Source organism: Stenotrophomonas maltophilia group sp. RNC7, from assembly GCF_030910085.1.
In the GTDB taxonomy this organism is placed as follows: domain Bacteria; phylum Pseudomonadota; class Gammaproteobacteria; order Xanthomonadales; family Xanthomonadaceae; genus Stenotrophomonas; species Stenotrophomonas sepilia.
In genome coordinates this window covers 59,571-71,419 of the sequence record NZ_JAVFVN010000503.1, presented here as the reverse complement: position 1 = coordinate 71,419, position 11,849 = coordinate 59,571, and the positions used below count along the sequence as shown (strand labels likewise).

The 11,849-nt window shown below is 65.2% G+C and carries 10 protein-coding genes; 7 read left to right on the top strand and 3 right to left on the bottom strand.

What is annotated here, in order from left to right:
- The first annotated feature begins 404 nt into the window (after window positions 1–404).
- The 6 genes from RCF13_RS09925 to RCF13_RS09900 all read left to right on the top strand — a co-directional run bounded on the left by RCF13_RS09925 (window position 405) and on the right by RCF13_RS09900 (window position 7,769).
- Window positions 405–2,675 (top strand): methyl-accepting chemotaxis protein, encoded by a 2,271-nt coding sequence (locus tag RCF13_RS09925; RefSeq protein ID WP_134968465.1) that lies wholly within the window; start codon window positions 405–407, stop codon window positions 2,673–2,675.
- A 52-nt stretch (window positions 2,676–2,727) separates the two neighbouring features.
- Window positions 2,728–3,582, top strand: coding sequence for a CheR family methyltransferase (locus tag RCF13_RS09920; RefSeq protein WP_134968464.1), 855 nt, complete (start codon window positions 2,728–2,730; stop codon window positions 3,580–3,582).
- A complete protein-coding gene (gene cheD, locus RCF13_RS09915) occupies window positions 3,579–4,175 on the top strand; it encodes a chemoreceptor glutamine deamidase CheD (RefSeq protein ID WP_014037083.1) in 597 nt (198 codons plus the stop codon). The genes RCF13_RS09920 and cheD overlap by 4 nt, the downstream gene beginning before the upstream one ends.
- Window positions 4,172–5,245, top strand: coding sequence for a chemotaxis response regulator protein-glutamate methylesterase (locus RCF13_RS09910; RefSeq protein WP_072168978.1), 1,074 nt, complete (start codon window positions 4,172–4,174; stop codon window positions 5,243–5,245). Before cheD ends, RCF13_RS09910 begins: the two co-directional genes overlap by 4 nt.
- A gap of 413 nt (window positions 5,246–5,658) precedes the next feature.
- Window positions 5,659–6,297: a hypothetical protein gene (locus tag RCF13_RS09905; RefSeq protein WP_134968463.1), complete on the top strand. Its 639-nt coding sequence runs from the start codon at window positions 5,659–5,661 to the stop codon at window positions 6,295–6,297.
- A complete protein-coding gene (locus RCF13_RS09900) occupies window positions 6,294–7,769 on the top strand; it encodes an XVIPCD domain-containing protein (RefSeq protein ID WP_134968462.1) in 1,476 nt (491 codons plus the stop codon). The genes RCF13_RS09905 and RCF13_RS09900 overlap by 4 nt, the downstream gene beginning before the upstream one ends.
- Window positions 7,770–7,913: 144 nt before the next feature.
- Here the strand turns inward: RCF13_RS09900 and acnB are convergent, their stop codons facing one another.
- Genes acnB through RCF13_RS09885 form a run of 3 tightly spaced genes read right to left on the bottom strand, consistent with a single transcriptional unit; the run spans window position 7,914 to window position 11,179 of the window.
- Window positions 7,914–10,505: a bifunctional aconitate hydratase 2/2-methylisocitrate dehydratase gene (acnB, locus tag RCF13_RS09895; RefSeq protein WP_061479288.1), complete on the bottom strand. Its 2,592-nt coding sequence runs from the start codon at window positions 10,503–10,505 to the stop codon at window positions 7,914–7,916.
- Window positions 10,506–10,549: 44 nt separating this feature from the next.
- Window positions 10,550–10,948, bottom strand: coding sequence for a type II toxin-antitoxin system VapC family toxin (locus RCF13_RS09890; protein WP_005416402.1), 399 nt, complete (start codon window positions 10,946–10,948; stop codon window positions 10,550–10,552).
- 6 nt (window positions 10,949–10,954) lie between these two features.
- Entirely contained in the window at window positions 10,955–11,179 is a 225-nt protein-coding gene (locus RCF13_RS09885) for an AbrB/MazE/SpoVT family DNA-binding domain-containing protein (protein ID WP_005409505.1), read from the bottom strand.
- Window positions 11,180–11,362: 183 nt separating this feature from the next.
- Between RCF13_RS09885 and bamE the strand changes: the two genes are divergently transcribed.
- Window positions 11,363–11,722: an outer membrane protein assembly factor BamE gene (bamE, locus tag RCF13_RS09880; RefSeq protein WP_061479287.1), complete on the top strand. Its 360-nt coding sequence runs from the start codon at window positions 11,363–11,365 to the stop codon at window positions 11,720–11,722.
- Window positions 11,723–11,849 lie beyond the last annotated feature (127 nt).

Sequence of the window (11,849 nt, the reverse complement as noted above, 5' to 3'; positions counted from 1 at the left end):
GGCTTTGACCGATGTGGAGGTCTTGCAGGCCTCTTTGGCGACCTGCAGTTTGAAACGCGCGTCGTATCTGTTCATGTATCCCTCGGGGTTGGATCTGATGTCCAACTCCCGGGGGTCACTTCATGGACGGGTTTACGGCGTGTCCTGCCTGCCCACCCCGGCCCAGCCACTTACTGACAATCCAGCGCCGACCAGCCGCTGTTGCTGTTGCTGTTGCTGTTGCTGTTGCTTCAAAACCAGCCTGCCGCAGGCAGCGCCGCAGCCGCCGCTGCAGGAAAAACCTGAATACGTTCCGACACCGCACCTCAATCCCCCGCCTCTGCGGCCGATAACGGGGTTGTCACGGTGTATCCCGCCGCTGACCGGCTCGGCGCCGCCCGCCTGCTTCAACCGGGTCCTGCTCGATGAATCTCCTGCATCGCTGGCAACACTACTTCAGCAATCTTTCCGTCCGGCGCAAGCTCAACCTGCTGACGCTGCTCATCGCGCTCGGCGTGATCGCGCTCTCGGTGATCGCCGCCCGCATGCAGTACCTGGATCTCACCGAGACCCGAAAGACCGCACTGAAGACCCAGGTCGAACTGAGCTACGGCATCCTCCAGCACTACCACCGCCTGGCCGGTACCGGCGAACTCAGCGAAGAGGCTGCCAAGCGCGCCGCGCTGCAGGCACTGGAAGTGATGCGTGCAGAGAACGATACCTACTATTTCAACGTCTACGACACCGGCTACCGGCTGCTGATGCACCCGTTCCGCAAGGACCTGGTCGGCAAGGACATGAAGGACTTCCGCACCGACGATGGTGTGCGCATCTACTACGACCAGGTCGAAGCGGCCAAGGCCGGTGGTGGCTTCGTCAATTATCGCTGGGCGAAGCCGGGCAGCAAGGGCGACGTCGAGAAGGTTGCCTACGCCGGACTGTTCGCGCCGTGGAACTGGGTGGTCAGCAGTGGCGTCTACATGGACGACGTGCAGAAGCAGGCGCTGGTGTTCACCGCCATCATGGCAGTCTCCGGCGGCGTCCTGGTGCTGATCGTACTGGCCCTGAGCTGGGTCATCGGCAACCGCATCGCGGTACCGCTGAAGCAGGCCACAGCCGTCGCCGAAGGCATCGCCGCCGGCAAGCTCGACAGCCACATCGGCCCGCAGCCGCACGATGAAACCGGTCGCCTGCTGGACGCCATGGCCGGCATGCAGCAGCAGTTGCATGCGGTCATCACCGGCCAGCGCGAAATGGCCCGCCGCCACGACGGTGGCGAACTCAGCTACCGCATCGACGCCAGCGCCTTCCCCGGCGAATACGGGCTGATGGTGCAGGAAACCAACTCCCTGGTGGGTAGCCACGTGCAGACCCTGCACGATGTGCTGGACGTGGTGCAGCAGTACGCGGTCGGTGACCTGAGCCGCGACATCGCCCGCTACCCGGGCGAGAAGGCGGCGATGACCACCACCGTCGACACCGTCAAGGCCAACCTCGGCCGCATCAACGCCGAGATCAAGCAGTTGGCCAGCGCCGCTGCTGCCGGCGACTTCAGCCGCCGAGGCGATGCGCAGCGCTTCGACCACGATTTCCGTCTGATGCTGGAAAACCTCAACGCGATGATGGCGGTCAGCGATGACAACCTCGGCAAGCTCTCGCAGCTGCTGTCGGCCATCGCCGAAGGTGACTTGACCGCGCGCATGCACGGCGACTACCAGGGCGTGTTCGCCCGCATGCGCGACGATGCCAACGCCACGGTCGCGCAGCTGACCCAGATCGTCGGCCAGATCCAGGCCAGCGCCTCCAGCATCACCCTGGCCGCCGGCAAGATCGCCTCCGGCAACAGCGACCTGTCGCGCCGGACCGAACAGCAGGCCGCCAACCTGGAAGAAACCGCGGCCTCGATGGAGGAACTGACCTCCACCGTGCGCCAGAACGCCGAGCACGCCCGCCAGGCCAACCAGCTCGCCATCGGCGCCCATGGCGTCGCCTCGCAGGGTGGCGAGGTCGTCGGCCAGGTGGTCACCACCATGTCCGCCATCGAAGCCTCGTCGAAGAAGATCGCCGAGATCATCTCGGTGATCGACGGCATCGCGTTCCAGACCAACATCCTGGCGCTGAACGCCGCCGTGGAAGCCGCGCGTGCCGGTGAACAGGGCCGCGGCTTCGCCGTGGTCGCCAGCGAAGTGCGCACCCTCGCCCAGCGCTCGGCCGCTGCCGCCAAGGAGATCAAGAGCCTGATCGACGACTCGGTCGGCAAGGTTGCCGAGGGCTCCAGCCTGGTCCACCAGGCCGGCAGCACCATGGGCGAGATCGTCGCCTCGGTGCAGCGTGTGACCGACATCATGGCCGAGATCTCTGCGGCCTCGCAGGAACAGAGCGCGGGCATCGAGCAGGTCAACCAGACCGTGGTGCAGATGGACGAGACCACCCAGCAGAACGCCGCGCTGGTGGAGGAAGCCACCGCTGCCGCACGTGCGATGGAAGACCAGGCGGCGCAGCTGGCCGATGCAGTGGCGATCTTCCGCCTCGACAACCAGGTCTCCGCCGCAGTGAAGGCTGTCGCCGAACGCGTGGAACCGGCGCGCATCACCACCGTGGCACGTCCGCAGCCGACCAGCCCCCCCGCGCCGGTACGTCGCAGCAGCAACGCCGGCACCTTCGTCGCCAGCGACAGCGACTGGCAGGAATTCTGAGACCCACCTGTGGCGGCTTCGGCCGCCGCCCCCGCCGACGGACACGTCCCCCGTGCAAAGTCCTACTCCCATCGTTACCGGTCCACGCGAATTCGAGTTCGCCGACCGTGATTTCCGCCGCGTCTGCGACCTGATCTACCAGCGCGTGGGCATTGCGCTTGCGCCGGCAAAGCGCGACATGGTCTATGGCCGCCTGTCGCGCCGCCTGCGCACGCTGGGCATGCGCAGCTTCCAGCAGTACCTGGACCATCTGGAACAGGAAGACGGTGACGAGTGGCAGGCGTTCACCAACGCCCTGACCACCAACCTGACCTCGTTCTTCCGCGAACCGCACCACTTCGACAAGCTGCGCGAAGAACTGCAGCAGCGCTCCAGCCGCACGCCGTTGCTGCTGTGGTCGTGCGCGGCGTCCACGGGTGAAGAGCCCTACTCGATGGCGATCACCGCGTGCGAGGCCTTTGGCTCCCTGAAGCCGCCGGTGCGCATCATTGCCACCGACGTCGATACCCAGGTGCTGGCCACCGCCGGCCGCGGCGTCTACAACATCGATCGCGTCGCCAGCCTCGATCCGGACCTGCGCCGCCGCTACTTCCAGCGTGGCAGCGGCCCCAACGAGGGCCAGTGCCGCGTGCTGCCTGCGCTGCGCGAGCTGATCGAATTCCGCCCGTTGAACCTGCTCGCCCCGCGCTACGACGTCGGTGGCCCGTTCGACGCACTGTTCTGCCGCAACGTAATGATCTACTTCGACAAGCCGACCCAGCGCGCGATCCTCGGCCGCCTGGTGCAGCACCTGGCCGATGACGGCCTGCTCTACACCGGCCATTCGGAGAACTATCTGCACGCCGCCGACCTGATCCAGCCCTGCGGCCGCACCCTGTACCGCCGTGCGGCGAAGGCCGGCGCATGAATGCTTCACTGCGTACCGACGATGTGATGCGCTACCAGGATGCGCGCTTCCAGACCATCGCCGCCAAGCTGCTGCCCACCCAGTACCTGGTGGTCGATGACACCACCGCGCTGACCACCACGCTGGGCTCGTGCGTCGCCGCCTGCCTGCGCGACCCGGTGCTGAAGATCGGCGGCATGAACCACTTCCTGCTGCCCGAGGGCAACGCCGGTGACGGCGCGCCCGCGCGCTACGGCAGCTACGCGATGGAACTGCTGATCAACGACATGCTCAAGCGTGGTGCCCACCGCAAGCGCATCGAGGCCAAGGTGTTCGGTGGCGCCAACGTGCTGAAGGGCTTCACCAGCAACCCGGTTGGCACCCGCAACGCCGAGTTTGTCCGCCAGTACCTTCAGGCCGAGCACATTCCGATCATTGCCGAGGACTTGTGCGGCATCCATCCGCGCAAGATCTGGTTCTTCGCCGATACCGGCCGCGTGGTGGTGCAGCGCCTGCCGCATGCGCATGAAGCCGAGGTGGCCGCCACCGAATCGGCGGTGCGTGCGCGCCTGTCCAAGGCGCCGGTCACCGGTGGCGTGGAGCTGTTCGAATGACCTTCACCGGCAACGCCCCCTGCCGGGTCCTGATCGTCGACGACTCCGCCGTCGTGCGGCAGATGCTCACGGAAATCCTGTCCAGCGACCCGGCCATCGACGTGGTCGGCACCGCGGCTGACCCGCTGTTGGCGCGCGAGAAGATCAAGCGCCTGCTCCCGGACGTGATCACCCTCGACGTGGAAATGCCGCGCATGGACGGGCTGGCGTTCCTGGAAAACCTGATGCGCCTGCATCCGCTGCCGGTGGTGATGATTTCCTCGCTGACCGAGCGAGGCGCCGACACCACCCTGCAGGCACTGGCGCTGGGCGCCGTGGATTTCGTCTCCAAGCCCAAGCTGGACGTGGCCCGTGGCCTGCAGGGCTATGCCGAGGAGATCATCGCCAAGGTCAAGATGGCGGCGCGCTCGCGCGTGCGCCCGCTGGTGCGTGCCAGCGCCCCCAAGCTCACGCTGGACGCTACGCCGGCGATGCGTGCTGCCTCGCCGCAGTTCCGCACCACCGACCGCCTGATCGCGATCGGCTCGTCAGCCGGTGGCACCGAAGCGCTGCGCGTGGTGCTGGAAGGCATGCCTGCCGATGCACCCGCCGTGGTGATGACCCAGCACCTGCCGGCCAGCTTCAGCAGCGCCTTCGCCGAGCGACTGGACCGCCACTCGGCAATGGCCGTGCGCGAGGCCAGCGACGGCGAAGCAGTACTGCCCGGCCACGCCTACCTGCCACCCGGCGGCAAGCACCTGCGCATCATCCGCGACGGTGCGCGCTGGCGCTGCCGCATCGACGACGGCCCGGCGGTGAACCGGCACAAGCCCGCGGTGGACGTGCTGTTCCGCTCGGTCGCGCAGAGCGCCGGTGGCAATGCCATCGGTGCCATCCTCACCGGCATGGGTGACGACGGCGCGCGCGGCCTGCTGGAGATGCGCCAGGCCGGCGCGCCCACACTGGTGCAGGACGAGGCCACCAGCGTGGTCTGGGGCATGCCCGGCGCCGCGTTCAAGCTGGGCGCTGCCGAGGAACAGGTGCCGCTGGAGCGGGTCGCCGAGCGGTTGCTCGCCCTCGCCCGCGGCTGACAGGCCCCTGTAGAGCCGAGCCCACGCTCGGCTCCGCTCCCTGCTGGACACCTCCAAGAGACGTCAGGCTCGATTGCCGATCCGCCGCCAGCACTTTCGACCATTGATGTTTCAACGGCGCTGATCGAGGCTTGATCCTGCCGCACGCCATGCGCGGTGACCGGGAGCCCGCAGGACACCGACTTGGAGCGCGGCTGGAGCGGGTCGTATAGTCAGGTATCGCACTGCAATTGAACGCCGATGAACGTTACCCCGCAAGGCCGCGCTGCCCGGGTACGCAGGGAGGGAGGTCCGGGTAACGGGCAATACCCACTGCGCAACCTGTCGCATTTGCCCAGATATGGCGCCGTCGTCCGTGATGAGTCCGCATGTTCCAAGGATCAAGGACAATCCTGCAGCGACATGGACCGCTCATGCTGAAATCCGCCCCCAGCCTTGCTCATGTTGCGTTGATCGCTTTGATCACACTGGCCGCTGCGGGCTGCAGCAAGGAACGCTCGTTCCCGGTCTATCGCGAGAATCCTGCGCCCCAGGATGCGCTGCCGATTGTGATTCGGGTCCACGATGCACCCGTGGATGTCCCCGTTCCTTCGGTCTTCGTCACGTATGAGATAGACCCACTCTGTCTCCCTCCGGTCAACAATTGGGAGGGGGTGCAGTACGAGCCGAACCAGCACAAGGTTGAGGTTCAGGCACAGCGCCTCAGTGCAACTGAATTCAGCAGTGCTGTTTTCAACGACGGCATGGAAGTTGCCGACTATTACGGTCGTGGCCCTTGCACTTGGACACCCGTGCTTGTGGAAGCTTCATTCCCCTTCATTATCGATGATCGCCCAATCCGAGCGTCCGTCGCAGCACTATTCACGGAAATTGAGGGCGGGAGAACCTTCACTGCTTACGTAAAGCGCGCATTGCCGCCCTTGACCACAGGACAGTCGACAGAGCGGACGCCAACCGAGCCTTCAAGTTGGTACGAAAAGATGCCCCCAGAGAAGCGCGAGGAATACTTTCCAATCGAAGTCTCCACACGGATTGAAGGAGCATCGCAATGAATCCTAGAGAAAGCGCGGCGCTTTCGGACGATGTCTATAAGGACCCGCTTCCGCCCGTCAGTTCCGACATCACCGTCGGCGGAACAAAGTATGAGGTCCTCGCTTGTCGTGACTCTGGGAGCGGATATCAGGGTGTTGTCTACCTCAACATCAATACAAAGGAAGTCATCGTCGCCCATCGCGGTACCGAGTTTGATCGTCAGCCCATGCTTGATGGCGGCATCGACGCCGCGATGGTCACCGCCAGATTCAACGCGCAACTGACTGACGCGCTGGCGCTGACAAAGCAAGCCCTCAGGCTGGCCGAAGAAAGGGGAGCCGGGCCAGTACACGTCACCGGCCACTCCTTGGGCGGCGCTCTCGCGCAGATCACTGCACACCACTACAACCTCCCCGGCGACGCGTTCAATCCCTACGGTGCCGCCGGGCTGGCATATCGCCTTCCTGAAGGCCAGCCAGCCAACGCCGCACCCTTCACCAACCATGTGATGGCAGGCGACCTGGTCAGTGCCGGCGGTCCCCATTACGGCAAGGTCGAGATGTATGCGCTGCCCAGGGAACTGGAGATCCTGCGCAACGCCGAGCACGGCCAGCGCATCGCCTCGATCGGAACACCCGGGATGAAGAGCGGCCATGTCATGTCCGCCGCGGTGGCGGTCCAGTTGGGCGATTCCCATCGATTGGTTCATTTCCTTGATCGCATGACCGACAAGGGTCCGGTGCAATCTGTACTGGACAACCCACAGGTGCGGGTCACGGATCCTGAGGACCTGCGCCGGATTGCCGACTACCGCAGTGATGTTCATCAACTGCGTGCGGGTGCGACCGTGCTTGTCGGCGGCGGGCCCGGTCTGCTGCGCGACGGTATCAATTTCCTGCGCGGTGTCGAGGAAGCCGGTGCATACGCCCGCCGCGAGGCTGAAGCGGAGCAGCGGGCCCAGAATGCGCTCAAGCCGGGGGAGCAGCTGATCCAGGATGCAACCGGCAAGGGCTCGCCCTCTCTCAGCAATCCCGCTTTCTCTCCCAAGAACCCTTTACAGGAGAGCATTGAATCAACCTTGGACAAGGCAGGCCTGGATCCCAGGAAGGAAGGCCATCCAGACCATGCGCTCTACCGGCAGATTCGCGACGGTGTATCCGTCGTGGATGCCAGGCACGGGCGCAGCTTCGATGAAACCAGTGAGCGCGTGTCGGCCGGCCTGCTTGCGGCGGCCAAGGGCAGCGGCCTGGAACGCGTCGATCATGTTGTACTGGGCAATTCACCCAGCGATGGCTCAGCATCTCGCATGTTCGTTGTGCAGGGAGCGCTCGACAATCCAGCACACCTGCGGGCGTCGGTTCCAATCAGTGAGGCCGTCAATACGCCCGTAGAACAGTCGCTCGCCAAGGCCGAGCAGATTTCGCAGGCACAGCAGGTCGCCCAGCAGGACCTCGCCCAGGAGCAGGCCCTCACTGCGAGGCGGATGGGCTAGGCCACCTGGCCGGGCACAATGAAAAACCCGGCTCTCACCGGGGGTTTTTCATTTCAACGGGATGCCGGCCAGCGGCCGGCACTACCATGCGTCGTCCGCTCACAAAAAACCCCCGGCGCGAGCCGGGGGTTTTCCGTTACCGCATCAGGCAGCGACCGTGCTGGCCACGTCCTGGTATTCCTCGATCTGGTCGAAGTTCATGTAGCGGTAGATCTCCGCACCATTGGCGTTGATCACGCCGATGTCCGCCATGTACTCCTCCTTGGTCGGGATGCGGCCCAGACGCGAGCAGATCGCCGCCAGTTCCGCCGAACCCAGGTACACGTTGGTGTTGCGGCCCAGACGGTTCGGGAAGTTGCGGGTCGAGGTCGACATCGCGGTGGAACCTTCGCGGATCTGCGCCTGGTTGCCCATGCACAGCGAGCAGCCCGGCATTTCCATACGAGCGCCGGTAGCACCGAAGGTGCCGTACACGCCTTCCTTGGTCAGCTCGGAGGCGTCCATCTTGGTCGGCGGGGCCACCCACAGGCGGGTCGGCAGGTCACGCTTGCCTTCCAGCAGCTTGGCAGCGGCGCGGAAGTGGCCGATGTTGGTCATGCACGAACCGATGAACACCTCGTCGATCTTGGCACCGGCCACTTCGGACAGGGTCTTCACGTCGTCCGGGTCGTTCGGGCAGGCCACGATCGGCTCGTGGATGTCGGCCAGGTCGATCTCGATGACGGCGGCGTACTCGGCATCCGCGTCCGGCTCCAGCAGCTGCGGGTTGGCCAGCCACGCTTCCATCTTCTCGATGCGACGCTGCAGCGAGCGCGGATCCTGGTAACCCTCGGCAATCATCCACTTCAGCAGAGTGATGTTGCTGGTCAGGTACTCGATGATCGGCTCCTTGTTCAGGCGCACCGAGCAACCGGCCGCCGAACGCTCGGCCGAGGCGTCGGACAGTTCGAACGCCTGTTCGACCTTCAGATCCGGCAGGCCTTCGATTTCCAGGATACGGCCGGAGAAGATGTTCTTCTTGCCCGCCTTGGCCACGGTCAGCAGGCCCGACTTGATCGCGTACAGCGGGATCGCGTTGACCAGGTCGCGCAGGGTCACGCCCGGCTGCATCTTGCCCTTGAAGCGCACCAGCACCGACTCCGGCATGTCCAGCGGCATCACGCCGGTGGCGGCAGCGAAGGCGACCAGGCCCGAGCCGGCCGGGAACGAAATACCCACCGGGAAACGGGTGTGCGAATCACCACCGGTACCGACGGTGTCCGGCAGCAGCATGCGGTTGAGCCAGCTGTGGATCACGCCGTCGCCCGGGCGCAGCGAAACGCCGCCACGGGTGGAGATGAACTCCGGCAGGGTGTGGTGGGTCTTCACGTCCACCGGCTTCGGGTAAGCGGCGGTGTGGCAGAACGACTGCATCACCAGGTCGGCCGAGAAGCCCAGGCAGGCCAGGTCCTTCAGCTCGTCACGGGTCATCGGGCCGGTGGTGTCCTGCGAGCCGACCGAGGTCATCTTCGGTTCGCAGTAGGTGCCCGGGCGCATGCCCTGGCCTTCCGGCAGGCCACAGGCGCGGCCGACCATCTTCTGCGCCAGCGAGAAGCCCTTGCCGGTATCGGCCGGCTGCACCGGCAGGCGGAACAGGTCGGTCGGGGCCAGGCCCAGCGCTTCGCGCGCCTTGCCGGTCAGGCCACGACCGATGATCAGCGGGATGCGGCCACCGGCACGCACTTCGTCGAACAGCACGTCGGACTTGACCTGGAACTCGGCGATCACTTCGCCGTTCTTCAGCGCCTTGCCTTCGTACGGACGCAGCTCGATGACATCGCCGTGCTCCATCTTCGACACGTCAAGCTCGATCGGCAGCGCACCGGCATCTTCCATGGTGTTGTAGAAGATCGGGGCGATCTTGCCGCCCAGGCACACGCCACCGGCGCGCTTGTTCGGGATGTACGGAATGTCATCGCCGGTCCACCACAGCACGCTGTTGGTGGCCGACTTGCGCGAGGAACCGGTGCCGACCACGTCGCCGACGTAGGCGACCAGGTGGCCCTTGTCCTTCAGCGACAGGATCTGCTGGATCGGGCCGCGCTTGCCGTCTTCTTCCGGGGTGAACGGCGCGTCGTCGCGCTTGTTCTTCAGCATCGCCAGGGCGTGCATCGGAATGTCCGGGCGGGTGGTCGCGTCCGGTGCCGGCGACAGGTCGTCGGTGTTGGTTTCGCCCGGCACCTTGAACACGGTGATGGTCAGGCTCTGCGGCACTTCCGGCTTGCTGGTGAACCACTCGGCCTCGGCCCAGCTCTGCAGCACGGCCTGGGCGTTGGCGTTGCCGGCCTTCGCCTTCTCCTGCACGTCATGGAACGCATCGAACACCAGCAGGGTGTTCTTCAGGCCATTGGCAGCGATAGCGCCAACGCTGGCGTCGTCCAGCAGCTGGATCAGCGGCGCAACGTTGTAGCCGCCGAGCATGGTGCCCAGCAGTTCGGTGGCGCGCTCGCGGCTGATCAGCGGGTTCTGCTCGCTGCCCAGGGCGATCGCCGCCAGGTACGACGCCTTGACCTTGGCTGCGTCATCGACGCCGGCCGGCACGCGGTGGGTCAGCAGGTCGAGCAGGAACTCGGCCTCGCCCTGCGGCGGGTTCTTCAGCAGTTCGATGACATCGGCCGTCTGCTGCGCGCTCAGCGGCAGCGGCGGGATGCCAAGCGCAGCGCGCTCGGCGACGTGGTGGCGGTAGGCTTCCAACATGACAACTCCCGGGTAATGCGTAGGTTGAAAAATCAAAAGTGGGCTCAGGCGTGCGGCACGATCAGCTTCAGGCCCTTGAAGTAGTCGCGGTAAAACGTATCGTTCCAGGTGATCAGGCCATCGCACTGCAGCAGTGCATGGGCGCCGACCATGAATTCGTCCAGGCTGCGACGGCTGCCGCCGCGCTGACGGTGACGGCGGTGCATCTCGCCGGCGCGCAGCGCCGACTTGGCCTCCATCGGGTTGAAGTGCACGCCCATCTCTTCCAGTGCTTCGAGCACTTCGGCACCACCGCGCAGCGATGCGCAGACTTCGGCCAGAGTCGCGCCGCAGACCACCACGCGGCCACCGACCAGGCTCTGCCGGAGGATGGCTTCCACGGCATCGGCCTGCGGGCCGTTGCTGAGCAGTTCGACCAGTACCGGTGAATCGACGGCGATCATCACGGCTTATTCCTCGTCGCGCACCGCGCGTACTGCCGCATCGGACGACTCGAAGCCGTCCAGCGCGAACTTGCCGCGCGCCCGTGAAATGGCATCGTCAACACTCTTGCGCAGGATGATGCGGCTGCCGTCCAGCTCGACCTTCAGCAGCGTGCCCTTGGTCAGGCCGAGGGCATCGCGCACCGCCTTGGGCAGGGTGATCTGTCCGCGTTCTGCAACGGTGGCTTCCATGGGTAGGCCTCAAAAAGTATGTATGAATTATACATACCTGACGTAAACACCTCAAATCCGGCGAACTGTGACCTTGCACCAGAATCAGTCGCATTCGACCGCTAGACTGGCCGGGCATCTCTCGCTGTAGCGGGCCGGGACACTCCGGCACCGCACGCCCCCTCCCTCATAAAAGGACGTTCAATGCGCGCATTCATTCTGGCCCTGGCTCTGGCCACCCCCTTGGCCCTGGCCGCAGGCCCGGCCCACGCCAATCCGTTCGCGGCCCACACCACCGGCACTGAGATCACCCAGAAGCAACTGGACGAGCTGGAGGTGGGCAAGGCGACCCAGGACCAGGTCCGCGAGAAGTTTGGAGCGCCGACGCGTCGTGAGCAGCTTGGCGACACCCAGGTCTGGTACTACGACTACGCCAAGATCAAGCACTTCGGAAAGAACGTGCAGGAATCGACCGTCTTTGAGTTCGGCAAGGACAACGTACTCAAGGTGAAATCCAAGGGCGCGGCTCCCGCCAAGACCGGCAATCCGTTCCTGGGTGGCTGATCGCCACTGACTGGCGCGCTGCCCGTCGGCGGCGCGCCCCGTGCCCGGTCAAGAACGACTCGACCGCCACGATGACCATCGCTCAGCACGGCTCCGCCCCCAGCGCCTGCAGCACCCCCATGCTGCC